Annotated in this window: 24 protein-coding genes; 11 read left to right on the plus strand and 13 right to left on the minus strand. The window is 71.8% G+C overall.

The window, feature by feature from the left end; all coding sequences use genetic code 11:
• Positions 1–223: 223 nt before the first annotated feature.
• Positions 224–832, plus strand: a complete 609-nt coding sequence (locus tag ACZ4Z5_RS11290; protein ID WP_468259996.1) for a hypothetical protein — start codon at positions 224–226, stop codon at positions 830–832.
• A 13-nt stretch (positions 833–845) separates the two neighbouring features.
• Here ACZ4Z5_RS11290 and ACZ4Z5_RS11295 read toward each other — a convergent pair whose 3' ends face one another.
• Positions 846–1334: a cupin domain-containing protein gene (locus ACZ4Z5_RS11295; protein ID WP_468259999.1), complete on the minus strand. Its 489-nt coding sequence runs from the start codon at positions 1332–1334 to the stop codon at positions 846–848.
• A gap of 138 nt (positions 1335–1472) precedes the next feature.
• Here ACZ4Z5_RS11295 and ACZ4Z5_RS11300 point away from each other — a divergent pair, with 138 nt between their 5' ends.
• The 4 genes from ACZ4Z5_RS11300 (at position 1473) to ACZ4Z5_RS11315 (ending at position 3793) form a co-directional block, all read left to right on the plus strand.
• Positions 1473–2198 carry a DUF2293 domain-containing protein gene (locus ACZ4Z5_RS11300; protein WP_468260002.1) on the plus strand — a complete coding sequence of 242 codons (726 nt, stop codon included), beginning with the start codon at positions 1473–1475 and terminating at the stop codon, positions 2196–2198.
• Between the two features lie 9 nt (positions 2199–2207).
• The gene (locus tag ACZ4Z5_RS11305; protein WP_468260005.1) at positions 2208–2741 is read left to right on the plus strand and encodes a hypothetical protein; all 534 of its coding nucleotides are present in this window, start codon (positions 2208–2210) and stop codon (positions 2739–2741) included.
• Between the two features lie 220 nt (positions 2742–2961).
• A complete protein-coding gene (locus ACZ4Z5_RS11310; RefSeq protein ID WP_468260008.1) occupies positions 2962–3303 on the plus strand; it encodes a hypothetical protein in 342 nt (113 codons plus the stop codon).
• Positions 3304–3520: 217 nt separating this feature from the next.
• Positions 3521–3793 (plus strand): DUF6343 family protein, encoded by a 273-nt coding sequence (locus tag ACZ4Z5_RS11315; RefSeq protein WP_468260011.1) that lies wholly within the window; start codon positions 3521–3523, stop codon positions 3791–3793.
• A 12-nt stretch (positions 3794–3805) separates the two neighbouring features.
• Here the strand turns inward: ACZ4Z5_RS11315 and ACZ4Z5_RS11320 are convergent, their stop codons facing one another.
• The 8 genes from ACZ4Z5_RS11320 to rpsA form a co-directional block, all read right to left on the minus strand.
• Entirely contained in the window at positions 3806–4102 is a 297-nt protein-coding gene (locus ACZ4Z5_RS11320; RefSeq protein WP_468260013.1) for a hypothetical protein, read from the minus strand.
• 16 nt (positions 4103–4118) lie between these two features.
• A complete protein-coding gene (locus tag ACZ4Z5_RS11325) occupies positions 4119–4868 on the minus strand; it encodes a hypothetical protein (protein WP_468260016.1) in 750 nt (249 codons plus the stop codon).
• The gene (locus ACZ4Z5_RS11330) at positions 4865–5179 is read right to left on the minus strand and encodes a hypothetical protein (RefSeq protein WP_468260018.1); all 315 of its coding nucleotides are present in this window, start codon (positions 5177–5179) and stop codon (positions 4865–4867) included. Before ACZ4Z5_RS11330 ends, ACZ4Z5_RS11325 begins: the two co-directional genes overlap by 4 nt.
• Positions 5180–5320: 141 nt before the next feature.
• Positions 5321–5914, minus strand: a complete 594-nt coding sequence (locus ACZ4Z5_RS11335) for a hypothetical protein (RefSeq protein ID WP_468260020.1) — start codon at positions 5912–5914, stop codon at positions 5321–5323.
• Positions 5915–6262: 348 nt separating this feature from the next.
• Positions 6263–6631, minus strand: a complete 369-nt coding sequence (locus ACZ4Z5_RS11340) for a tetratricopeptide repeat protein (protein WP_468260023.1) — start codon at positions 6629–6631, stop codon at positions 6263–6265.
• A gap of 103 nt (positions 6632–6734) precedes the next feature.
• Positions 6735–7367, minus strand: coding sequence for a dephospho-CoA kinase (gene coaE / locus ACZ4Z5_RS11345; RefSeq protein WP_468260026.1), 633 nt, complete (start codon positions 7365–7367; stop codon positions 6735–6737).
• Between the two features lie 31 nt (positions 7368–7398).
• Positions 7399–8337 carry a PAC2 family protein gene (locus ACZ4Z5_RS11350; protein WP_468260028.1) on the minus strand — a complete coding sequence of 313 codons (939 nt, stop codon included), beginning with the start codon at positions 8335–8337 and terminating at the stop codon, positions 7399–7401.
• 246 nt (positions 8338–8583) lie between these two features.
• Positions 8584–10074, minus strand: coding sequence for a 30S ribosomal protein S1 (rpsA, locus tag ACZ4Z5_RS11355; protein WP_468260030.1), 1491 nt, complete (start codon positions 10072–10074; stop codon positions 8584–8586).
• Between the two features lie 341 nt (positions 10075–10415).
• On the opposite strand from rpsA, the gene ACZ4Z5_RS11360 reads away from it, so the two are divergent.
• On the plus strand, positions 10416–11261 hold the full coding sequence (locus tag ACZ4Z5_RS11360; RefSeq protein WP_468260033.1) for a class I SAM-dependent methyltransferase: 846 nt from the start codon (positions 10416–10418) through the stop codon (positions 11259–11261).
• 382 nt (positions 11262–11643) lie between these two features.
• Complete coding sequence (locus ACZ4Z5_RS11365) at positions 11644–14250, plus strand: ATP-dependent RNA helicase (RefSeq protein WP_468260036.1); 2607 nt, start codon at positions 11644–11646, stop codon at positions 14248–14250.
• Here the strand turns inward: ACZ4Z5_RS11365 and pgfA are convergent.
• The 3 genes from pgfA to ACZ4Z5_RS11380 form a co-directional block, all read right to left on the minus strand.
• Positions 14237–15205, minus strand: coding sequence for a cell envelope lipid trafficking protein PgfA (gene pgfA, locus ACZ4Z5_RS11370; protein ID WP_468260039.1), 969 nt, complete (start codon positions 15203–15205; stop codon positions 14237–14239). The two genes, ACZ4Z5_RS11365 and pgfA, sit on opposite strands and share 14 nt — an antisense overlap.
• A 62-nt stretch (positions 15206–15267) precedes the next feature.
• The gene (locus ACZ4Z5_RS11375; RefSeq protein WP_468260042.1) at positions 15268–15408 is read right to left on the minus strand and encodes an SPW_0924 family protein; all 141 of its coding nucleotides are present in this window, start codon (positions 15406–15408) and stop codon (positions 15268–15270) included.
• Positions 15409–15541: 133 nt separating this feature from the next.
• Positions 15542–17218 carry a lytic transglycosylase domain-containing protein gene (locus tag ACZ4Z5_RS11380; protein ID WP_468260045.1) on the minus strand — a complete coding sequence of 559 codons (1677 nt, stop codon included), beginning with the start codon at positions 17216–17218 and terminating at the stop codon, positions 15542–15544.
• A 211-nt stretch (positions 17219–17429) separates the two neighbouring features.
• Here ACZ4Z5_RS11380 and ACZ4Z5_RS11385 point away from each other — a divergent pair, with 211 nt between their 5' ends.
• On the plus strand, positions 17430–18281 hold the full coding sequence (locus ACZ4Z5_RS11385) for a DUF4184 family protein (protein WP_468260047.1): 852 nt from the start codon (positions 17430–17432) through the stop codon (positions 18279–18281).
• A 98-nt stretch (positions 18282–18379) separates the two neighbouring features.
• On the opposite strand, the gene polA is transcribed toward ACZ4Z5_RS11385, so the two are convergent.
• Positions 18380–21088, minus strand: a complete 2709-nt coding sequence (polA, locus tag ACZ4Z5_RS11390) for a DNA polymerase I (protein ID WP_468260049.1) — start codon at positions 21086–21088, stop codon at positions 18380–18382.
• A gap of 331 nt (positions 21089–21419) precedes the next feature.
• Between polA and ACZ4Z5_RS11395 the strand changes: the two genes are divergently transcribed.
• The 3 genes from ACZ4Z5_RS11395 (at position 21420) to ACZ4Z5_RS11405 (ending at position 24914) form a co-directional block, all read left to right on the plus strand.
• Positions 21420–23699: an FdhF/YdeP family oxidoreductase gene (locus ACZ4Z5_RS11395; RefSeq protein WP_468260052.1), complete on the plus strand. Its 2280-nt coding sequence runs from the start codon at positions 21420–21422 to the stop codon at positions 23697–23699.
• Between the two features lie 64 nt (positions 23700–23763).
• Complete coding sequence (locus tag ACZ4Z5_RS11400; RefSeq protein ID WP_468260054.1) at positions 23764–24243, plus strand: PaaI family thioesterase; 480 nt, start codon at positions 23764–23766, stop codon at positions 24241–24243.
• A gap of 329 nt (positions 24244–24572) precedes the next feature.
• A complete protein-coding gene (locus ACZ4Z5_RS11405) occupies positions 24573–24914 on the plus strand; it encodes a hypothetical protein (protein WP_468260057.1) in 342 nt (113 codons plus the stop codon).

Below are 24914 nucleotides of genomic sequence, written 5' to 3' on the forward strand. Positions count from 1 at the left end.
CCCGTACCGTCGGCACGACGCCTTCTTCACCACTCCGCCCCGCGCGAACACGCTACGGCCCCGGACCGGAGCACACGCAGGTACGGCGGACCCGATCCGGCGCGTGGCACGATGGGTGCGGAGGTGGGGTGTGCGTCGCATCGGGAAACACCCGGGGAAGCCGGCTCCGGCAACACCGGGGAAGGAGCGTGGTGTTGCCCATGAGCCGGAGGACGCCGGGTTCATGGCGGCACCCGTACCGGCCGGACGACTGCCGACGGCACGGGATGCGGACGGCAGGACTGGTACGGCGCAGCGCACAACCCCTCACCGCGCGACCGGCGTCGGCGGACGAACCGGCCGCGCCCTGCTCCGCACGGCGTTGGTCGTCGTGTGTGCGGGCTTCGCCGCGGCGGCGTTGCTCTTCGCGCTGTTCGCCGGCTGGATGCTCCCGGCCGAGACGGACCCGGTCCAGCGTTTCGCCGGTCTCCACCACGCCCAACACCCCGGCACGGCCCGGTTCTACGTACCCTCCCGGGTGCACGTCGACCGTTCCCCGGAGGGGGAGATCGTGGGCGCCCGGCTGAGCTACACGGTCACCGGCAGCCGGGACAGCAGTGTCGAGGACTTCCTGCGGACCTACGACATCAAGGCTCCGGCGCGGACGGACGTGCCGCTCCCGGTCGGCCCGGGCGAGCTGCTCCCGGAGGGCATACGGCCCGCCCGCGCCGACGAGGCGTTCACCGAGCCCATCGGGGACGGACGCACCCGCACCGTGTACGTCGTCCGTCCGTCGGACGGCGCGGACCGGTCCGGGAGCCCTGCGATCGTCCTGGTGTCGGTGGAGGGCTGACCGAGGCGCGCTCCTACTCGTCCCCGCAGTCGGGGGCCTCGACGTCCACGGAGAGCGGGCTGCCCGCGGGCAGCAGATACGTCGCGTAGAGGACCAGGGGCTCGGTGCCCAGGTTGCGTCCGATGTGGCTGTGCCGCCGCCCCGCGGACTCGGTGAACGACGTGCCCGCGGGCGTCACTTCGACGGAGCAGTCGCCGAGGGTGCGGGTCAGCGTGCCCTGCTGCACGACGGCGATGACCTGCCCGGGGTGGTGGTGCCAGCCGGTGGAACCGCCGGGCTGGATGGTGATGGTGCGGACGACGACGTCGGTGCGGCCTTTCGCCTTCACGGCGAGCGTTCCGTCGGAGGTCCCCGTGGCGAGGACCGTTCCCGAGACACCGCTGCCGGGCGTGGCGAGGGCCGCGGAGGGCACCAGGCCCAGTGCCGCGACACAGCCCGCCACGACCATGCCCTTGCGTATCCACTCCGGTCCCGACCGCCCGGCCGGTCCGTGGAACCCCATGCGAAACCCCTTCCTGAGTTGTGAACGTCCGGGCTGTTCCAGCCCGTTGGGACGAACACGCCCACGCTAACCGCGCGCCTGGGTGCCTCCCGCAGGGAGGCCGACTGTCCTACTGTGACGGTGGGAAGGGAGGGACGGATGCCGACGAATCCTCCGCATGCCGAAGCCGTACGGGAATCCGGCGCCGGAGCCCTCCTGGTGATCGAGCCGCGCAGACGGCACCGCTGCGCCGCATGCCACCGCGGGCCGCTGCGGCGTCTGGTGATCACCGACGACGCCCCGCACTGTCTTGACTGCGCCGACCTCGGTCATCTGGTGTTCCTGCCGCGCGGCGACCACGCCCTCACCCGCCGGGCGCGCGAGGGAAGTTCGCTCGCGGCCGTCGTCATCCGGTTCAACCGTCGTCACGGGCGCTACGAACGGCAGGGCATCTACGTCGAGGCGCCCGCGCTCGCCCACGCCGAGCGGCTGTGCCTGGCCGACGCCGAGGCCCGGGCACTGCGCCGGACCCGGGACGCCGCCCGGCGCCGCGCCCAGGACACCCGGTTCACCGCGGCACTCACGGCGGAGATCCTGCGGCTGTTCCCCGACTGTCCCGAGGAACGGGCACGGGAGGTCGCCGCGCACGCGTCGCTGCGCGGCAGCGGCCGCGTGGGCCGCACCGCGGCGGGCCGCGCCCTCGACGAGACCGCGGTGACGGCCGCGGTCATCGCGTCCGTACGCCATGTGGACACCCCCTACGACACACTGCTGATGGCGGGCGTCTCCCGGCGTCAGGCCCGTACCCAGGTGAGGCCCGCGATCGAGGCCGTAGTGGCACGGTGGCGCGGCCCCGGATGGTCGGACGGGGCACCGAACGGGTAGTGACCGTCCATGACGGACCTTCCGCTGCTGCTGCTCGACGTCGACGGACCGCTCAATCCCTTCTCCCTGCGGTTCGCACGTCTGCGCGGCTACCGGGCGCACCGCCTGCACCCCTCCTATTGGTCGTCCCGTCAGACGCCGGGCTCCCGACGGCAGCGGCGGGGGCTGCGCGTGGTGCTGAATCCGGCTCACGGGCCACGGCTGACCGGGCTGCCGTTCCGGCTCGCGTGGGCCACCACCTGGATGCACGAGGCGAACGAGATGATCGGTCCGGCCATCGGTCTGCCGTCCGGCCTGCCGGTGGTCGAGTGGCCGGAGCTCTTCGCGAAGGACCCGGACGGCCTGTACTGGAAGACGCGGACGGTGGTGCGGTGGGCGGCCGGACGTCCCTTCGCCTGGGTCGACGACATGATCACCGATCTGGACAGCGGGCATGTGGCCGTCCATCACGACGGCCCGGCGCTGCTGATGCGGATCAGTCCACGACACGGCCTCCGGGAGGAGGACTTCGACACGCTCATCCGGTGGGCGGAGGGGCTCTGAGCAGCCGCCCACGGTGACCCGCCGCCGCCCGGACACACCCCTCGGTGACACGCGCCCGTGCACGCGGACGCACGCCGTCGGTCCCCCCGCGGCCCGCTCGTCGCCCTTCCGGCCGTACCGGAGGTGCCGAACCCCTGCCGGCGGTGCAGATTGATCACTGACGGCCGGACGTGCGCAGCACACGGCCGTTGTCAGCCGCTGCCCACAGACGGGGACCGCCATGACCGTGCCTGCCAACCGGCGCCTCGGCATCGCCGCCGGAGCCGTCCTCCTGACCCTCGGCGCCTCGGGGTGTTCCTCCCTCGGCCGGACCGCGGTGGGGACGGTGACCTATCACACCAGAGGCGACCGTACCGTCACGGTGAGCAATCCGCTGGTGACCGGTTGCCACCGCCTCTCCCCGACGGGCGCCAACGTCGTCGTGAACAACACGCTGGTGGACATGTGGCTGTACCGGACCCGTAATTGCCAGGGCGAGAACCCGATCTACATCGCCACCACGCTGCAGAACAACGCCGCACCGGGGGCGGGCCCCTGGCGGAGCTACAGCTTCGTGCACTGAGGCCGCCTTCGCATACTGCGCGCTCCCGCCCGGCTGCAGCGGCAGCGCGGTCGGCCCCCGGCCGCAGCCGACCCCGGGCATGCCTCACCCGGGGTGTTCGCCGCCCCATGTGCGCGTCTCCCGGAACACGTCGCTCACGCGGAGTCTCCATCCCGACGGCCGAGTCGTCGGGGTCGCACACGGGTACAAGCCGGGTGGGACGTGAGAGGCGATGGCAATGCGCAGCGGCAATGAGCCCGTCACCGCGCGCAGCCCCCTGCGCATGCGGCTGGGGCTGAGCATCTGGGGTCTGGTCTGGACAGTGGGCGGGACCGTCGTCTTCACCCTGGCAGGGCGGCCCGGGTGGGCCGCGGCGTGCGGTGTCCTGGCGGTGATCGTCGCCGTCGACCTCATCATGATCGTCCGGCACATCCGACAGGGTCCGCACTACCAACCGGGCCGGGACATCCCTCCGTACGAGCCGGACCGGGGAGGCAGCGGGCGGCGGTAGGGCTTGTGGCCGTCAGGAGCCGTCGAGCAGCCGTCGGCCCCGGTCGGTCTGCCGTGCCCGTTCTGCGGCGGGGAGCCGCCGCCACGCCTCGGCCGCGTCCCGTACCCGCTCTCCCAGCGCCTCCACGTAGCGCGGTTCGCGGAGCGCGTCACGCAGACCCAGCCGCCCGGCGAGCACCTCGCGGGCCATTTCCTGCAGGGCGCCGCCCGCTCCGCCGCCGGCGAGGACGCGCAGCGACTCGTGCATCAGCCGGGCCCGGACGGGGTCGCGGTGCGGGGTCTCGAACTCTTCGGGTCCGACTTCGGGCACGGTGCGCCTCCGGTTCTCAGACGACGGGGTTGTCATAGCCCTCGCGGGGCAGCGGGAAGGAGTCGAGGTGTGCGGCGACCATGGCGGCGGCGCGGCTGAGCTCGCCGTAGGCGAGGTTGACGACGGTCTGCAGGCCCGCGATGAGCTGGGTCGCGTCACGCCACAGGTCGACGATCCGGAGGACCTCGATGGCCGCGATCCCGTATCCGACGACGGCGACCGGAGCCCCGGAGGCCGAGAGGGCCCACGAGGCCACCATGGCGATCCCCGCGAACACGGCGGCGTCACCGATGGCCGTCAGCAGCTGGCCCACGCCCTCGGCTGTGGTCCAGGCGCCGTGGGCGGCGATCCGGTACTCCCTGTCCATGGTCTCCAGGGATTCACGGATGCCGTCGAGCCTGCCGCGGAGCGTCTCGAAGTACAGGCGGGCGGCGTCGGCGGCGTTCCCGTCCCATGTGCCGTCGACGGTGCGGTTGCCGGCGGCCACGTTCTCGGCGATCCCGTCGCACAGCCGCGCGAGATTGCCCCACACCTGTGCGCAGGCGGCGACGCCCTTCCAGTCCCCGGCGAAGTCCTGGACGGCCCGCTCGAGGGGATTGAAGCCGAGAGCGCTGTCGAGGGCGACGACCGTCCAGGCACTCGGGCTGATCAGGTCCCCGGCCTCGTTCAGGATGTCCAGGGGCGAGGTGAACTCTTCGGGAGGGGCGGGGGTCTTGAGGTGTTCCGTGGTGCGGGCGACGTCGGCGAACCGCGCGTGGGCGGTCACCGGCCGACCGGCGGGCAGACCGCGTCGACGCGGGCGGCCACCTCGTGATCGGTCTGCCGGTAGTAGTTCGCCGAGAGACCCATTTCCCTCTGCGACTCGGCGAGGATCTCGTTGAGCCTGCGCAGGGTGCCGCCGACTCCTTCGAGCAGCTGCGGATGGACGTCGAGGAGCCCGGCGATCAAGCCCTGGCCCCCGGCCCCGACGACGGCGTGCGCGGCCACGTAACCCCGCGCCGTCTGCGCGTCCTCCGCGGCTCTGGCCAGCAGCCGCGCGTAGCCGTCGAGATCGGCCCAGGTGACACGGAGACTCATACCGGCACGCTCCCTTGCGGTGCGACGATGACGAGGACGCGCGCATGCTAGCAACGCAGGGTCATGGACCTGGAACGCTGGGTGATGCACCGACTCGTGACCCCTTTGCGGGGATCATCCGATCCGGTGACTCGCCGATGATCAGAAGACCACCGTCATACACAGCGAGAGCACCGTCGCCGGCACACCGGCGAGGACGAGCATCCCGCCCAGGAGAACCACCCGCACGGTGGCGGGAGCAGGCTCTCCGACCCGTCGGAAGGGCGGCCGCGGGCCGGCGACCAGCATGATCGTTCCGATGCCCGCGGGAATCCAGCCCAGGGAGAACAGCGTGTGCCAGCGCCAGACCTCGCCGAAGCCCGTGGCGAGAAACCGGTGACCGCTGCGCCGCGCCGGGACGCTCGCGCCCTTGTCCGCCCAGGTCCTCAGGGACGCCCCGGCGTCCCGTGATCCGTCGGCGCCGCGGAACACCCCGGTGCAGAGGGGCCGGCCGCGGCCGAGCAGACCCCGTTCGCCCGTCGGCCGGCAGTGACGCACGACGAACGAACCCCCCGTCCCCGCGTAGCCGGCCGCGTGGGCGGCCTGATGGACCGACACGACGGAGCAGGCCAGCGCGAGGAGCAGCATGACGATGCCGATGGCGCGGCAGAGCCAGGCGGGGGTGGGCGACGGTTGCGGTGGCAGCGGGTGGAGCAGGGTCGACGCGAGGAGGGTCCCCGGTTCCGGTCGTGGCATGGCCGGAAGGTAAGGGCATCGTCGGGGCGGCCCACACCGGTGTCACCCGGGCGGGGGCGGTCGTCGACGGATCACCCGTTGGGGGCGAAACCTGCGGGGATCACTCGCAGGAGTGAGGTTCCGGGCCGGGTCGGATGAGGTCTGGCCTCGGTGCGGGTGCCCGGGCGAGGTCCGGCACCAGGGGGCATGAGGTGCGGCCCCGCGTCGGGCGAGGTCCGGCACCGAGTCGCCTGCCCCTTAACCCCGAGTCGGATGAGGACAGGCCCCGCGTCGGGCGAAGTCCGGCCCCTCTGTATCCGCCCCTCCGTGTCCACCCCTCCGTAGGGATGAGGCCCAGTCCCGGCGTAGTCAGCCCTCCGCGTCGAACTGCGCGGCGCGGATGTACTCCGGCTGCGGGTCGAGGGCCGCCGCGAGCCGGAAATGGCGCTTCGCCTGGGCGGGCCGGTTGGCCCGCTCGTAAGTGCGGGCCAGTGCGAAGTGTGCGAAGGCATTGTCCGGCTCGCGTTCCAGGACGAGCTGGAACTCCAGTTCCGCCGAGCGGAGCTGGGCGGCTGCGAAGAAGGCGCGGGCCCGGAGCAGCCGGGCGGCGGTGTTCTCGGGGTGCGCGGCGATGACCGAGTCGAGCAGCTTGACCGCACCGCGCGGGTCACGGGCCGCCAGCAGGTGCTCGGCCGCGCGGTAGTCGATGACGTGGTTCTCGGGGGTGCTCTCGGCCACGGTCTTCGTTCCCCTCTCCGCTTCGCTCCCCATCCGGCAGTCCGCGATCGCGTACGGCTCGCACCGGGCGCACACCACGCCTACAACTCTGCCCGGATCAGCGCTATTCCTGGTCCGCTCCGGGGTGGTGGGCCCGGCCGGCTTCCGCCCGCTCCTTGAGGTCTGCCCAGACTTCGCGGACTTGAGCCTCGAGTGTCCCGAGGGGTCCGTCGTTGTGGATGACGACGTCGGCGACGGCGAGCCGCTGTTCCCTTGTCGCCTGGGCGGCCATCCGGGAGCGGGCCTCCTCCTCGTTCATCCCACGGAGCCGGACGAGCCGGTCGAGCTGGGTGGCGGGTGCGGCGTCGACGACGACGACCAGGTCGTAGAGGGGCGCGAGGCCATTCTCGGTGAGCAGCGGAACGTCGTGGACGACGACCGCGTCGGGTGCCGCGGCCCGCTGCAGTTCGGCGGAGCGGGCGCCGACGAGCGGGTGGACGATCGCGTTGAGCGTGGCCAGCCGCTCCGGGTCGGCGAAGACGATGGATCCCAGCCGGGGCCGGTCCAGTGTGCCCTCGGCGGTGAGGATGTCGGGACCGAAGGCCTCCACGACGGCGGCGAGGCCGGGCGTTCCGGGTTCCACGACTTCCCGGGCGATCCGGTCGGCGTCCACGATCACCGCGCCGTACGAGGCGAGGAGCCGGGAGACTTCGCTCTTGCCGGCTCCGATTCCACCGGTCAGGCCCACAGACAGCATGCGCCGCAGCCTACGCCTGCGGCGCCCCGGACTATCCGTCGCCCTCCCGTTCGGCGAGGAACCGCTCGAACTGGCGGCCGATCTCCTCGGCCGAGGGCAGGTCGATCGGTTCGGCGACCAGGTTCCCGCGGGTCTCGGCGCCGGCGATCGCGTCGTACTGGTGCTCAAGGCCCTGGACGAGCGCGACGAGCTCCTCGTCGCCCTGACGGACCTGGCGCTCGATCTCGGTCTGGGTGCGCTGCGCGTCGGTGCGCAGCGCGTGGGCGATTCCGGGGAGGACGAGACCGGTGGCAGCCGTGATCGCCTCCACCACGGTGAGCGCCGCGTCGGGGTAGGCGGAGCGGGCTACATAGTGCGGGACGTGCGCCGCGACTCCGAGGACGTCATGGCCCCACTCCTGGAGCCGGTACTCGAGGAGCGACTCGGCGCTCCCGGGAACCTGTGCCTCGTCGAACGGACTGCGGTGGCCCGGCATCAGGTCGGTGCGGTTGCCGTGCGGTGTGAGACCGACGGGCCGGGTGTGCGGTACGCCCATGGGGATGCCGTGGAAGTTGACCGAGAGCCTCACCCCGAGCCGCTCGACGATCCGGCGGACGGCGGCGGCGAAGCGTTCCCACTCGACGTCCGGCTCGGGGCCGGAGAGCAGCAGGAACGGGGCGCCTGTGGCGTCCTGCACCAGGTGGAGCTCGATGGCCGGCGTCTCGTAGCCCGACCAGCGGTCGCGGCGGAACGTGAGCAGCGGGCGGCGGGCCCGGTAGTCGACCAGCCGGTCGTGGTCGAAGCCGGCCACGACCTGGTGGGGAAGGGTGTCGAGCAGTTTGTCGACGATCTGCTCGCCCGTCTCGCCCGCGTCGATGTATCCGTCGAAGTGGTAGAGCATGACCAGCCCGGCCGATTCCTGCGCGAGCGCCATGTCGACGACGGCGAGACCCTTCGGGTCCCATTCGTACAAATCCTGCGGATCAACCACGGCTTCTGCCCCTCCTCTGTCCCCCATGGCAACGCGGCACGGAGCGTGGTCATTCCCTGCGGCGGGACATTGCTGCGAGCCTTGTACACGCGCCGCGTCGGCTCCGCATGGCCGGGGAGGGCCGCCCCTGCCTGCACGGGGCGTCCGTACGGCGGGGATACGGGCCCGGAACATGCGGGAGGCCCGCTCCCCCGAAGGGGAGCGGGCCTCACTCGGCTGCAGTCAGCCGTGCGGGGAGTCGGAGCCTCAGCTCTGGCCGCCCGCCAGCTTCTCGCGCAGGGCAGCCAGGGCCTCGTCCGACGCCAGGGCGCCGGAGTTGTCCGCGGACTCCGAGGAGTACGAACCGCCGGTCGCGGCCGGAGCGGCGGCCTCGCCACCCTCGGCAGCGGCCTGGGCGTCCGCCTCGCGGGACTTGATGACCTGCGCCTGGTGCTGCTCGAAGCGCTGCTGCGCCTCGGCGTACTGGCGCTCCCACTCCTCGCGCTGCTTCTCGAAGCCCGGCAGCCAGTCGTTGGTCTCCGGGTCGAAGCCCTCGGGGTAGATGTAGTTGCCCTGGTCGTCGTAGGACGCGGCCATGCCGTACAGGGTCGGGTCGAACTCGACGGAGGCCGGGTCGGCACCGAAGGACTCGTTGGCCTGCTTCAGCGAGAGGCTGATGCGACGACGCTCGAGGTCGATGTCGATGACCTTGACGAAGATCTCGTCGTTGACCTGGACGACCTGCTCCGGGATCTCGACGTGGCGCTCGGCCAGCTCGGAGATGTGGACCAGACCCTCGATGCCCTCGTCCACGCGGACGAACGCACCGAACGGAACCAGCTTGGTGACCTTGCCGGGGACGACCTGGCCGATCTGGTGCGTCCGGGCGAACTGCTGCCACGGGTCCTCCTGCGTCGCCTTCAGCGACAGGGAGACACGCTCGCGGTCCATGTCGACGTCGAGAACCTCGACGGTGACCTCCTGGCCGACCTCGACGACCTCGGACGGGTGGTCGATGTGCTTCCAGGACAGCTCGGAGACGTGGACCAGACCGTCGACGCCACCCAGGTCCACGAAGGCACCGAAGTTGACGATCGAGGACACGACGCCGGAGCGGACCTGACCCTTCTGCAGGGTGGTGAGGAACGTCTGGCGGACCTCGGACTGGGTCTGCTCGAGCCAGGCGCGGCGGGACAGGACCACGTTGTTGCGGTTCTTGTCCAGCTCGATGATCTTCGCCTCGAGCTCCTTGCCCACGTAGGGCTGGAGGTCGCGGACACGGCGCATCTCGACCAGGGAGGCCGGGAGGAAGCCGCGGAGGCCGATGTCGAGGATGAGACCACCCTTGACGACCTCGATGACGGTACCGGTGACGATGCCGTCCTCTTCCTTGATCTTCTCGATGGTGCCCCACGCACGCTCGTACTGGGCGCGCTTCTTCGAGAGGATCAGGCGGCCTTCCTTGTCCTCCTTCTGGAGGACAAGGGCCTCGATCTCGTCGCCGACGGCCACGACCTCGTTCGGGTCGACGTCGTGCTTGATCGAGAGCTCGCGGCTCGGGATGACACCTTCGGTCTTGTAACCGATGTCGAGCAGGACCTCGTCCCGGTCGACCTTCACGATGACGCCGTCGACGATGTCGCCGTCGTTGAAGTACTTGATCGTCTCGTCGATCGCGGCGAGGAAGGCTTCCTCGTTACCGATGTCGTTGACCGCAACCTGCGGGGTGGTGGCGGTGGTCTCGGTGCTGCTCGTCATGTGGGAAAGGGCTCCGGTACGGACATTGAAGTCGTAAGCACTGCTACGCCGAGAGCCCGTATCGCAGCTGCAGAAGCCGGACAGCCAAGGAAGCACCCGACCCGGAAGGGAAAGGCGCCTCGAGAACCGAGGGGACATACAACAGATGCGAGCGCAGCCTGCTCCGTCTGAGGCGCGCAGGCCCGCAGCGCAACTTGTAGCATACGGGGGCAGCCGGACAGGGTCAATGCGCGAAGGCGCACACCTTGGGCACAAGCCATCAATCCGGCCCAACACGGCGCCGTGCAGCGCCACTCGGAAGCGACGAGTATTGACACGCGCAGACTACGACGACGGGCACGATGAACCAAGAGCTTGAACCGGAAGCCACACGCCGTGACGCGGACGACGCGGAGAGCAGCCGGGCGAGTCGCGGCTGGTGGGACCGCAACGCCGACGAGTACCAGCAGGACCACGGGGGGTTCCTGGGCGACGACCGCTTCGTCTGGGGGCCCGAGGGGCTGGACGAGGCGGAGGCCAGGCTCCTCGGGCCCGCCGGGTCCCTGAAGGGACTGGACGTCCTGGAGATCGGCGCGGGAGCAGCGCAGTGCAGCCGCTGGCTGGCCTCCGAGGGAGCCCGCCCCGTCGCCCTGGACCTGTCGCACCGGCAGCTGCAGCACGCCCTGCGGATCGGCGGTGAGGGGCTGGCGCTGATCGAGGCGGACGCCGGGGCGCTGCCGTTCCGCGACGGCTCCTTCGACCTGGCCTGCTCGGCGTACGGCGCGATCCCCTTCGTCGCCGACCCCGTGAAGGTGTACCGCGAGGTGTGGCGGGTGCTGCGGCCCGGCGGCCGCTGGGTCTTCTCCGTCACCCACCCGATCCGCTGGGCCTTCCCCGACGAGCCCGGCCCCGAGGGCCTCTCGGTCTCGGCCTCCTACTTCGACCGGACCCCGTACGTCGAGCAGGACGAGCGGGGGCGCGCGGTGTACGTGGAGCACCACCGGACCGTCGGTGACCGGGTCCGCGAGGTGGTGGCCGGCGGGTTCCGGCTGATCGATCTGGTCGAGCCGGAGTGGCCCGCCTGGAACGGCTCGGAGTGGGGCGGATGGTCGCCGCTGCGGGGCAGCCTGATCCCGGGAACGGCGATCTTCGTGTGCGAGCGGGACCGGGCGGTACCGGACGGGTCACGCGGGCCGTCCGCCGTCTGACCCTCCGGCGAGCCCGGCTCGAAGCCGTCGAGCGGCTCTCGGCCGCGATGTCCTGCACACCGGCCGGGTGCCGGTGGAGGCCCGCGCCGCTCCACGCGCCGCCTCCACTGGCACCCGCCCCGGTGACGGACTGCCGACGGCCTGCCGATGGCGACGCTCCCTGACCGCCGGGGCGAGCCTCGCACGACGCCCCGGCTGTCCGGCGGCGCCGCCCCTCCCGGTCACGACAGCGCGCCGCCCGTACCCGCCGCCACGGCACCGCCCGTACCCGTTGCCCGCAGCACCCGGCACCCGGCACCCGGCACCCTGATCATCCGATGAGCACACCCTCCCTGTGGACAACACGACGCGTCCCCGCGCACGGACGTACGACACTGTGAGCGTGATCCGCACCGACGCTCTCCAGCGACTTCCCGTACGCCATGCCGTTCCCGAGCTGCTCGCCGCGCTCGAGGACCGCGGCGCGGCGGTGCTCTGCGCTCCGCCGGGCACGGGCAAGACCACCCTCGTACCGCTCGTCCTCGCCGAGCGGGGTGCCCGGGTGCTCGTCGCCGAGCCGCGGCGGATGGCGGCACGTGCCGCGGCCCGGCGGATGGCATGGCTGCTCGGCGAGAAGCCCGGCGGAAGAGTCGGCTTCACGGTGCGCGGGGAGCGGACCGTCGGCCCGGGTACCACGGTGGAGGTCGTCACCACCGGTGTGCTGCTGCAACGTCTCCAGCGCGATCCGGAGCTGCCGCGCGTCGACGTGGTCGTGCTCGACGAGTGCCACGAACGGCATCTGGACGCGGACACGGCTGCCGCGTTCCTCGTCGACGTACGCGCCGCGCTCCGCCCCGAGCTGCGGCTCGTCGCCGCGTCGGCCACCACGGACGCGGCCGGCTGGGTGCGGCTCCTCGGCGGGGCGCCGGTCGTCGAGGCGGAGGCGGTGACGCATCCGGTGTCGGTGGTGTGGGCGCCTCCCGGGCGGCAGGTGCGGCCGCCGCACGGGATACGGGTGGATCCGGTGCTGCTCGCCCATGTCGCGGCGACCGTGCGGCGGGCCCTGGCGGAGCACGAGGGCGACGTGCTGTGCTTCCTGCCCGGCGTCGGCGAGATCTCCCGGGTCGCGGGCCTGCTCGCGAACGTGGACGCCGAGGTGCTCCAGGTGCACGGACGGGCTCCGGCCGCCGTTCAGGACGCGGTTCTGGCCGGTTCGTCCGGGGGCCGTCGCGTGGTGCTGGCCACCTCCGTGGCCGAGTCCAGCCTGACCGTGCCGGGTGTGCGGATCGTCGTCGACTGCGGCCTCGCCCGGGAGCCGCGTACCGACCACGCCCGGGGGCTGGGCTCCCTCACCACGGTCCGCGCCTCGCGGGCCGCGGCCCGGCAGCGTGCGGGCCGCGCGGGCCGTGAGGCACCAGGGGTGGTGTACCGCTGCTGGGACGAGGCCGAGGACGGGCGGCTGCCCCGCTTCCCCTCCCCCGAGATCAAGGTCGCCGACCTCACGGCCTTCGCCCTCCAGGCGGCCTGCTGGGGCGACCCGACGGCTTCCGGTCTGGCGCTGCTGGACTCGCCGCCGGCCGGCGCGATGGCAGCGGCGCGCGGTGTGCTCACGTCCATCGGCGCAGTGGAGCCGTCCGGCCGCGTCACCGGGCGCGGCAGCCGGATGGCCCGGCTCGGGCTCCACCCCCGCCTGTCCCGTGCCCTCCTCGACGGCACCGAACTGGTCGGTGCCCGCCGCGCCGCCGAGGTCGTCGCGCTGCTGTCCGAGGAGCCGCCGCGGGAGTACGGCGACGACCTGGCCGTGGCGTGGCGTGCGGCGCGCCGCGGCGGTGACGGGTACGCGGCCCGCTGGCGCCAGGAGGTCCGGCGCCTGCTCACGGCTGCGGACCGCCCGCCGGCCGAGGGGGCCGCGGACGGGGACGCCCCGGACCGGGCCGCAGCGCGTCCGGCCGGCCCCGCGGATGACGGGAGTCCCGGGGGCGACGTACGGGCCCGGGTCGAGGGCAGGGCGGGCAAGCGAGCCGACCGGCTGACGGACGACCTTGCCGCCGGGCTGGTCGTCGCCCTCGCGTTCCCCGAGCGGGTGGCACGGAGCCGGGGCGAGGGGGTGTTCCTGCTGGCGTCGGGGACGCGCGGCGAGACCAGGGAAGGATCGGCGCTGCGGGCGGCGTCGTGGCTGGCGGTGGCGGTCGCCGACCGTCCTGCGAACGCGGCCTCGGCCCGGGTGCGGCTCGCGGCGGTCGTCGACGAGGGCGTGGCGCGTCTTGCGGCCGGACATCTGCTGTCGGCCGGCGAGGAGGTGCACTGGGAGGACGGCGACGTCGTTGCCCGGAGCGTGGAGCGGCTGGGCGCGGTGGAGCTCACGATTCGCCCGCTCAAGGATCCGGACGCCGGCCCGGTCCTCGACGCGCTGCTGGAGGGGCTGCGCCGGGAGGGGCTGGGGCTGCTGCGTTGGACGCCGGACGCGGAGTCGCTGCGGCAGCGGCTCGGCTTCCTCCACCGCGCCGTGGGAGCACCCTGGCCGGAGGTGTCCGATGCTGCTCTGCTGGAGCGTGCGGGCGAGTGGCTGGAGCCGGAGCTGTCCCGGGCCCGTCGGCGGGCTGACCTGGCACGGATCGACGCGGGGCAGGCGCTGGAGCGGCTGCTGCCGTGGGCGACGGGCGAGGCTGCCCGGCTGGCGGAGCTGGCTCCGGAGCGGGTCGAGGTGCCGAGCGGCTCACGGATACGGGTCGACTACAGCGGTGAGCAGCCGGTACTGGCGGTGAAGCTGCAGGAGATGTTCGGCCTGGCCGAGACCCCGCGGCTGGCGGGTGTGCCCGTACTGGTGCATCTGCTGTCGCCCGCCGGCCGGCCCGCCGCGGTGACGGCGGACCTGGCGTCCTTCTGGAAGGACGGCTACCGGTCCGTACGGGCGGAGTTGCGCGGCCGCTATCCGAAGCACCCGTGGCCCGAGGACCCTGCGGTGGCGGAGCCGACCCGGCACACGAACGCGCGGCTCAGGCAGGGGTAGCGGCGGGGCCGGGGCGGCGGCCCCGGGCCTCCAGGGCGAGGGAGAGGGCCAGGAGCGCCGCGCCCGCGGTGAGGAGTGCCAGGGGTGCGTAGGTGTGCAGGATCAGGACCTTCGTACGGTTCGCGGAGACCAGGCCGACGGTGAAGTCGACGTAGTCGGCGCGCATCCTGACGTGGCCGGAGAAGACGGTGACCCGGTCGCTGCCGTCGAACTGACCGGGTGCGCCGCGCAGTTCCTCGCGATGGATCTCCTCGCCGTTGACCGGCGCCCCGGTGACCGGTTCGACCCAGAACATCCGCTTGGTGGTGTACCAGCGGGCCATGCCCATCTTCTCGATCTGTTCGGGCGTGATGCCGTCGACGGGCATCTTCTTGGGCATTCTCACCTTGGTCCAGGGGATGGTCTGCTCGAAGTAGTAGACCTCCAGGCCCCGGAAGGTGCGGGTGCCCTTGTAGTGGATGGGCGCGGACGTGCGGGTCTGGGCGTCGAAGTACGTGTAGTCGCGCTTCTCGGTGAAGAAGGGCCACTTGAACTCGATACCCTCGCGCCGGACCGGGTCGCCGTCGACCATTTCGCCGGTGGCGTGCACGGGGGCCTGGGTGTGGGCGTCGAAGATGTAGCGCTCCGGGATCTCGGAGACCATCTTGCCGTCGGGGCCGACGACATGGGAGAGGGAGTCCCAGACGACGACGTCCCGGCCGGCGTCGCGTTCGATGCGGCGGGATTCCTCGACGTTGCCCTTGAGGGTCTGGACGATGGTGATCCGGGGGACCTCGCGGGACTTCATGGTGCCGTAGTCGAGAAAGGTGGCCGGCTTGGCCTCCATGACCATCTCCTGGTACTGGCCGGCCGGGATCTTGGCGAGGCGGGGGAAGGCGTACCAGTGCAGCAGCGGCCCGAGCGCGGCGAGGAAGGCCGCGAAGGCGAGGAGTAAGAGGCTCGTGGTGCGACGCATGGACCGTTTCCTCCTCCTGTGCGTTCCCTCCTCCTGTCCGTCTCCGCCTCCCCGTCCGCGCCCTACTGTCCGGGGGCGGGCGGCACGGTGGTGAGCAACGGTCTGGGCGAGGTGCTGCCTTCAGGTGCGCCGATCGCGGTGACGGTGAGGACGAGCACCAGAGCCAGGGTCAGTCCGACGACGGCGGCGAAGAGTGCGCGCATACGGACCTCCCGGCGTGTCTGATGGTTCGTCAGGCGGGTGGGCACCGTAGCAACGCCGTCGTGAGATGGGAACACGTGGCACCGCCCCCCGGCCGGTGTACGGCGAGGGGGCGGTGACCGGAAGGACGGGCCGTCAGGCGACCTTCAGCTCGAGGGTGAGGGTCACGCCGTCGGCGGTGGTGAGGCGGAGCAGGAAGGTGCCGGTCACCCCGTCGGTGAAGACCTTGGGGAGCCGCAGGACACCGTCGGCGTCGGTCTTCAGCCCGGTGAGGGTGCGGACCGAATTGCCCTCGGCATCCTTGAAGTAGGGGCCCTTGTCGTTCACGGCCGGGTTCTCGGCGGCGGTGACCATCGTGGCGGTCACGGGGACACCGCCGACGGCCGTACCCTTGTACGTCGCCTTGGCCTCGATGGACTCCGCGAACTCGGACTCCGGCGCGGCGACGAGTTCCTTGTCGCCGACGCGGACCAGCTCGTCGGCCTGACGGGCCGTGACGGTGGCGGTGTAGTCGAGGGCGGGCAGCTTGTGGCCGACGACGGTGGCGCGCACCGTGAACGTGCCGGGCTTGTCGCCCGCCTGGAGGACGGGTGCGGTCGCCTTGCCGTCCGCGCCGGTGGCCACGATGAAGCTGGAGTATCCGCCGGTGAACCGGGCGCCGGTGTCGCCCACGATCTCGAACTTCACGGAGACCTCGGCGACCGGCTTGCCCGTGGTGCTCTCCGCGCGCACGGACACTCGCTGGGCGAACGCGTCGCCGGCCGCGGCCGTCAGCGTTCCGGTGCCAGCGTTCGTGATCCGGCTGACGCCCGCGGCCGGGGTGGGCTTGGGGGCCGGATTCGTCGGCTTCGGAGGCGTCGGGGTGCCCGGCTTCGGCGTCGTGGGCTTCGGAACCGGGGTCGGCTTGGGGTTCGGGGTGGGCGTGCCCGGCACGACCGGGGTGGGCGTGGGGGTGCTCGGCGTGGGCGTGGCGGGGGTCGTCGGCGTGGTGGTCCCCGGGCCGGGGTTGACCGGGAGCGAGCCGGTGCCGTCCGGCACCTGGTGGGTGCCCTGCTTGTAGAAGGTGAACCAGGAGAGCACCGTCTGCAGGTACTCGCGGGACTGGTTGTAGCTCAGGATCGCCTTGTCCAGGTCTCCCTGCACGGCCAGGTCGCGGCTGCCCGCGCACAGGTAGCGGCCGGCGGCGAGCGCGGCGTCGTAGATGTTGTTGGGGTCCCTGCGGCCGTCGTAGTTGCCGTCCTGGCCCCATGTCGCCCAGGTGGACGGGATGAACTGCATCGGGCCGACCGCGCGGTCGTGAGTGGTGTCGCCGTCGAACGCGCCCTTGTCGGTGTCGGAAATGTTCGCGAAGCCGACGCCGTTGAGGACGGGGCCGAGGATCGGGGAGATCGTGGTGCCGTTGGCGTCGACCTTGCCGCCGCGGGCCTGGCCGGACTCGACCTTGCCGATACCGGCCAGCAGTTGCCAGGGAAGGTGGCAGGCGGGATCGCTGCCGGCCACGGTGCTCTCGGCACGCTGGTACGCGGCGAGCACGGTGGCGGGGATGCCCGCCTGAGCGCCTCCCGCGCCGACGGGGAGCCCGACGGAGCTCCCGGGCTTGCCCGAAGTGACGAGCGGCGGAAGGTCCGTGTGGTAGGGCGAGTTGCCCGTGGCGGCGGTTCCGGGCGTCGGTGCGGCGTCCGAGCCCTGCGGGTCGCCGGCGGCCGCGGTCGTGCCCGGCCCCTGCGACGCGGCGAGCGCCGCGACAGCCGCGGCCGCCACAGCCGTGTTCGTTGCCCCCTTACGCAGCCGACGCCCGAATTGCGCGGTCATACGTGTGGTCCCTCCCCCTGTTTCCGACTGCTCGCGCTCCCCGCGCGGTCCCCTTCGCGAACCCTACGGCACCTCGATGGGCCACGACACCGGACCCTGTCCCCTCTTCACCTCTTCCGCACCTCGATTACGTCACAGGGGCGGCCCCGGGGTGGACTCAGCCGCTCACGCATACTGATCATCATCGGTCGCCGACGGCCCGAGGGGGATCATGCCGTTCACACTCAGTCATGCCGCAGCCGTGCTTCCGGGCATCCGCAGGGACGGGACGGCCCGCGGGCCGCTGATCGCCTCGGCGCTCGTTGCCGGTTCCTTCGCACCCGACATGACCTATTTCGTCGCGTCGCTGGTGCCGGCTGCGATGCCCTTCGGCGATGTCACGCACTCTCCCGTAGGGATCGTGACGGTCGATGTGCTCGTCACGGCGGCGCTGGCCGCGCTGTGGCTGCTGCTGCGCGAACCGCTGGTGGCGCTGCTGCCGCGGCGTCACCAGGGTCGCGTGCATGCTCTGCTGCGCGGGCGGCCGTGGCACGGCATCGGGGTGGCGTCGCTGGCCTGGCGGTTCGTCGTATCGGCCGTCATCGGTTCCACGACGCATGTGGTGTGGGACGCCTTCACGCACTTCGACCGATGGGGCATGCGCATGTTCCCCGTACTGGGGGAGATGGTCGCGGGCTTCCCCCTCTATCTGTACGCGCAGTACATCGGTTCGGCGGTCGCACTCGCGGTGATCGTCTGGTTCGCCGTCTCCGCGCTGCGGCGGACTCCGCCGGGGACGGCCGCCCCGGTGTCCGTACCCGAACTGGAGGCCCGGGGCCGGCTGTGGGCGGGCGCGCTGCTGACGGTGTGCGTGACGGTGGGCGCGGTGCACCGATGCCTCCGCTATTACGCGCTCTTCGGGGACGACACCGTGCTCGGCCTGATCCCGTCGGCCTGCTTCGGCGGCGGCGCGGGACTCGCGCTCGGACTGGTGATCCACTCGACGGTCATCCGGCTGCGCCGACCGCGGCGCCCGGGCACCCCGGATACGACCCCACGGCGTCCCGGCGCCGCCGTGCACTGACGCCCGCTCCCCGGCCTCCATGCCGGGGTGTGAAAGGGCTCCCGTCCGTAGGGACGGGAGCCCTCACCGTCGGTGCGCGGCCGCCGCCGCATCACGGGTCAGTGCGCGGCGGACTCCCAGTCGGGGCCGACGCCCACCGAGACGTCGAGCGGGGCACGGAGTTCGACCGCGGCACCCATCTCCCGGCGGACGAGCGCCTCGACCTGCTCCCGCTCGCCCGGGGCGATCTCCAGCACGATCTCGTCGTGGACCTGGAGCAGCATCCGGGAGGCGAGCCCCGCCTCGGCCAGCGCACGGTCGACCTTGAGCATGGCCACCTTGACGATGTCCGCCGCGGTGCCCTGGATCGGGGCGTTGAGCGCCATCCGCTCGGCCATCTCGCGCCGTTGCCGGTTGTCGCTGCTGAGGTCGGGCAGATAACGGCGCCGGCCGAACATCGTCTCGGTGTATCCGGTGGCACGCGCCTCGTCGACCACCCGGCGCAGATAGTCGCGTACGCCGCCGAACCGCTCGAAGTACGTGTCCATCAGCCCGCGCGCCTCGGCCGGTTCGATGTTCAGCTGCTGGGACAGACCGAAAGCCGACAGGCCGTACGCCAGTCCGTACGACATCGCCTTGATCTTGCGCCGCATCTCCGCGTCGACATGGGCCTTGTCCACGGCGAACACCTGTGAGGCGACCGTGGTGTGCAGGTCCTCTCCGGACGCGAACGCCTCGATGAGCCCTTCGTCCTCGGACAGATGGGCCATGACGCGCAGCTCGATCTGGCTGTAGTCGGCCGTCATCAGCGATTCGAAGCCCTCACCGACGACGAACCCGCGGCGGATCGCACGACCTTCGTCGGTGCGGACGGGGATGTTCTGGAGGTTCGGGTCGGTGGACGACAGCCGACCGGTGGCCGCCACGGTCTGGTTGAAGGTGGTGTGGATCCGGTCGTCGGCCGCGACCGTCTTGATCAGGCCCTCCACGGTGACCCGCAGCTTGGCCTGCTCGCGGTGGCGCAGCATGATGACCGGCAGCTCGTGCTCGGTCTGGGCCGCCAGCCAGGCCAGGGCGTCCGCGTCCGTGGTGTAGCCGGTCTTGGTCTTCTTCGTCTTCGGCAGGGCCAGCTCACCGAAGAGCACCTCCTGGAGCTGCTTGGGCGACCCGAGGTTGAACTCGTGGCCGACGGAGGCGTGCGCCTCCTTCACGGCCTGCTGCACGGCACCCGCGAACTGCTGCTCCATGGCCTCCAGGTGGGCCCGGTCGGCGGCGATGCCGCTGCGCTCCATCCGGGCGAGCAGGACGGAGGTGGGCAGTTCCATGTCGAGGAGCAGTTCCACGGCGCCGACCTCGGCCAGCTTCCCCGTGAAGGCGTCGCCGAGGTCGAGGACCGCGCGGGCCTGTGCCATCAGGGCGTCGGCCTCGGCCTGCTCGTCCGCACCGAAGGCGAGCTGTCCGTCGGCGGCGGCCGGGGCGAGCTCCCTCCCGAGGTACTCGAGGGACAGGGCGTCGAGCGCGAAGGACCGGCGGCCGGGCTTGACCAGATACGCGGCGAGCGCGGTGTCCATGGTGACGCCGTCGATGGTCCAGCCGTGCTCGGGGAGGACCCGCATGATCCCCTTGGCGTTGTGGACGACCTTCGGCCGGGCGGGGTCGGCGAGCCAGCGGGCGAAGGCCTCCTCGTCCGCCTCGTCCAGCTCGGACGGGTCGAACCAGGCGGCGGCACCCCCCGCCGCGGCGAGCGCGATCTCGGTGACACTGCCGGCGCCCAGCGCCCAGGCGTCGACGGTCGCGAGGCCGAGCGGCTGGTCGCCGTGCTCGGCCAGCCAGCCGGCGACCTCTCCGGTCCCGAGGACCGTGCCGTCCAGCTCGACGCCCGCGGCGGGGGCCGGTGCCTCCTCCTCGGCCGTGCCGGGGTCGACGGCGATCAGCCGCTCGCGCAGGCTGGGGTTCCTGATCTCCAGGGTGTCCAGGAAGAACATGAGCGCCTTGCGGTCGTACGGGGCGCGCTCCAGGTCCTGCACGGTCCTGGGCAGCTCGACGTTCCGCTCCAGCTCGGTGAGACGGCGGTTGGTCTTCACCGACTCCAGGTGGTCGCGGAGGTTCTGCCCGGCCTTGCCCTTGATCTCGTCGACCCGCTCCACCAGTTCCGCGAACGACCCGAACTGGTTGATCCACTTCGCCGCGGTCTTCTCACCGACTCCGGGAATGCCCGGCAGGTTGTCGGACGGGTCGCCGCGCAGGGCCGCGAAGTCGGGGTACTGCGACGGGGACAGTCCGTACTTCTCCTGGACCTTCTCGGGGGTGAAGCGGGTCAGCTCCGAGACGCCCTTGGTCGGGTAGAGCACCGTGACGTGGTCGCTGATCAGCTGGAAGGAGTCCCGGTCGCCGGTGACGATCAGCACCTCGAAGCCGGCCGCCTCGGCCTGCGTCGCGAGCGTCGCGATCACGTCGTCGGCCTCGAAGCCGTCGATCGCGAACCGCTCGGCGTTCATCGTGTCGAGCATCTCGCCGATGAGCTCGACCTGGCCCTTGAACTCGTCCGGGGTCTTGGAGCGGTTCGCCTTGTACTCCGGGAACTCCTCCGAGCGCCACGTCTTGCGGGACACGTCGAACGCCACGGCGAAATGCGTGGGCGCCTCGTCGCGCAGCGTGTTCGCCAGCATCGACGCGAAGCCGTAGACGGCGTTGGTCGGCTGGCCGCCGGAGGTCGTGAAGTTCTCCGCGGGCAGCGCGAAGAACGCCCGGTACGCCAGGGAGTGCCCGTCCATGAGGAGCAGGCGCGGACGGTTCTCGTCGGTCTTCTTCGATGCTGTCTCAGCCACGTCCCCGATCCTGCCACGCCGCACCGACATTCCTGTCCCGGTCCGCCACCCCCACGGCCCGTTCCGGCCGCCCGCCGCCGGGCCCGGGGAACGGCCCAGGCCCCCCGCGGGCGGTCGGATGGCGCGAGGCAGGACCGGACCGCCCGGCGGGCGGCCCGGTCCAGTCGTCTCGTCCACGAAGCGTCGTCCACAAGCCGTCGTCAGCCGTCGGCAGCCGGCGCCGGCCGTCGTCCACAGCCCGTCGTCCACAGGCCGGGCACCTTTCCGGCATGCCGTGAAAGGATCCGCTCCGTACGCCACGCCAGGTTCATCCCGCTCGAAGGAGAGCGCCATGGTCAGCAAGCCACCCACGGGCGACCCGGTGCAGGACGCGCCGCAGGTCTCGGCGCCCCAGCACGCTGCCGCCGGCCTGCCCGCCATCGCGCACACCCTGCGGATCTCCCGGGAGCAGATGGGACTGCGGCGCACCGCGCAGACCCTCCTCAAGGTCAACCAGAAGGACGGCTTCGACTGCCCCGGCTGCGCCTGGCCCGAGGGCGACAGACGGCACACGGCGGAGTTCTGCGAGAACGGCGCGAAGGCGGTCGCCGAGGAGGCGACGCTACGCCGGGTCACCCCCGGCTTCTTCGCCGCGAACTCGGTGGCGGACCTGGCCACCCGCAGCGGCTACTGGCTGGGGCAGCAGGGCCGTATCACGGAACCGATGTACCTGCCCGCGGGCGCCGAGCACTACGAGGCGGTGAGCTGGGAGCGGGCGTTCGCGATCATCGCGGAGGAACTGAGGGCGCTCGCCTCCCCCGACGAGGCCCTCTTCTACACCTCCGGGCGGACCAGCAACGAGGCCGCTTTCCTGCTCCAGCTCTTCGCCCGCGAGTTCGGCACGAACAATCTGCCGGACTGCTCCAACATGTGCCACGAGTCCTCCGGCTCGGCCCTGACCGAGACGATCGGCATCGGCAAGGGCAGTGTGTCCCTGGAGGACCTCCACCGGGCCGACCTGATCATCGTCGCGGGGCAGAACCCGGGCACCAACCATCCGCGGATGCTGGCCGCGCTGGAGCGGGCCAAGGCCTCCGGAGCAAAGATCATCTCGGTGAATCCGCTGCCCGAGGCGGGACTGGAGCGCTTCAAGAACCCGCAGACACCCCGGGGCATGATCAAGGGCGCCTCCCTCACCGATCTGTTCCTCCAGATCCGCATCGGCGGCGACCAGGCCCTGTTCCGGCTCCTCAACAAGCTGGTCCTGGAGACGGACGGTGCGACGGACACCGCGTTCATCGAGGAACACACCCACGGCTTCGAGGAGTTCGCGAAGGCCGCCCGTGAAGCGGACTGGGCCGAGACCCTCACCGCGACCGGCCTCCAGCGGTCCGAGATCGAACGGGCACTGCGCATGGTGCTCGACTCGAAGCGGACCATCGTGTGCTGGGCGATGGGCCTGACCCAGCACAAGCACTCCGTGGCCACCATCCGCGAGGTCGTGAACCTCCTGCTGCTGCGCGGCGACATCGGCCGGCCCGGTGCGGGGGTCTGCCCGGTGCGCGGTCACTCCAACGTGCAGGGCGACCGGACCATGGGCATCTTCGAACGGCCCGCCCCCGCGTTCCTGGACGCCCTGGAGAAGGAATTCGGCTTCGCGCCGCCGCGCCACCACGGCTACGACGTCGTCCGTTCCATCGAGGCACTGCGCGACGGCAGGGCGAAGGTGTTCTTCGCGATGGGCGGCAACTTCGTCGGAGCGACCCCCGACACCGAGGTCACCGAGGCGGCGGTACGCCGCGCCGAACTGACCGTGCACGTCTCGACCAAGCTCAACCGGTCGCACGCGGTGACCGGCAGGCGGGCGCTGATCCTGCCGACGCTCGGACGCACCGACCGGGACGAGCAGGCGAGCGGCCGGCAGTTCGTCACCGTCGAGGACTCGATGGGCATGGTGCACGCCTCCCGCGGCAACCTCCCGCCGGCGAGCCCCCATCTGCTGTCCGAGCCCGCCATCGTGGCGAGGCTGGCCCGGGCGGTGCTGGGCGCCGGATCGGCCACGCCGTGGGAGGAGTTCGAGAAGGACTACGCAACGATCCGCGACCGGATCGCGCGCGTGGTCCCCGGCTTCGAGGACTTCAACACGCGCGTGGCCCGGCCCGGCGGCTTCACGCTGCCGCACGCCCCGCGCGACGAACGCCGCTTCCCGACCGCCACGGGCAAGGCCAACTTCACGGCGGCCCCGGTGGAGTACCCGAAGGTCCCGGAGGGCCGGCTGCTGCTCCAGACCATGCGGTCCCACGACCAGTACAACACCACGATCTACGGTCTCGACGACCGCTACCGCGGGATCAGGGGCGGCCGCCGCGTGGTGCTGGTCCATCCCGACGACGCCCGCGAGCTCGGCCTGGCCGACGGCTCGTACGCGGACCTGGTCGGCGAGTGGCACGACGGGGTGGAGCGCAGGGCGCCCCGGTTCCGGGTGGTCCACTACCCCACCGCACGGGGCTGTGCGGCCGCCTACTACCCGGAGACGAACGTCCTGGTGCCGCTCGACTCGACCGCCGACACCAGCAACACCCCCGCCAGCAAGTCCGTCATCGTGCGTCTGGAACAATCGCGACCCGCCTAAGCGTTTGCTCAGGCAGGTGCAAGCACACACGAAGTCCGTACGACGACGAACGGAGCCGGGCCCGATGGGCGAGCAGACCACTACGAAGTTCCCGCAAGAGGTCATCGACGAGTACGCCGCCCTCGGCGTGGACCTGCCCGCGCTGTTCTCCGCGGGAAACCTCGGCAAGCGCATGGGCGTGCAGATCCTGGAGGCCTCCGCCGAGCGGGTCGTCGGCACCATGCCGGTCGAGGGCAACACCCAGCCCTACGGCCTGCTCCACGGCGGCGCGTCGGCCGTGCTCGCGGAGACGCTCGGCTCGGTCGGCTCGATGCTGCACGGCGGCTCGTCGAAGATCGCCGTGGGCGTCGACCTGAACTGCACCCACCACCGGGGCGTCCGGTCGGGTCTGGTCACCGGTGTGGCCACACCGGTGCACCGCGGCCGCTCCACCGCGACGTACGAGATCGTCGTCACCGACGAGCAGGACAAGCGGCTCTGCACGGCCCGGCTGACCTGCATGCTCCGTGAGGTGAACCCCGGCGACGGCGGCCCGGCCGCCTGACACCGCGCGGCCCGGGCGGAGCCCTTCGCGGGCGCGGACGGGGCGCGGAGGGGGCGCCCGCCCGGGGCGGATCGCGTCTGGGCCGCCCGCCCGGGACGGAGCATCTCCGGCCCGCCCACCCGGGGCGGATCGCGTCCGGGCCCGCCCGCCTCCATTCCGCCCGGTCCGGGCCCGCGCCACGTCCTGGAATTCGCCGTCCGGCCGGGGCTCCTTCACCCTGTACGGACGGCAACAGTTGAACTGGTCGACGAATCAAGGGCGTTCACCCTAAGCTCTGGGCCGGTTACGGATCCGTGCACATCTCCGAGTTGCGAACACGAGGAGCGAACATGCGCAGGATGACCCGATTCGCCGCCGCAACCCTCATGGTCGTGGGAGGAATGCTCGCCACCGCCGAGCCGGCCGGTGCGGCGACCATCAGTACCAAGTGCACGACGACGGTCAAGGTCCGGCTCTCGCCCAGCACCACGTCCACGGTCAAGGGCTACTGCTACACGTACAGCACCGTCACCGGCTACTGCTACCGGACCGGGGCGAGCGTCTTCGGCAACCACTACTGGGACGCGGTGCACGTCTCCACGCCCAAGCAGTGCCGGGACTGCCTGCCCAGTTCGGCCGACGGCTACATCTCCGAGCACTACCTGACGGCCCGCTCCGGCACCCGCTGCTGA

The sequence above is a fragment of the Streptomyces sp. NPDC030222 genome, from assembly GCF_055573115.1.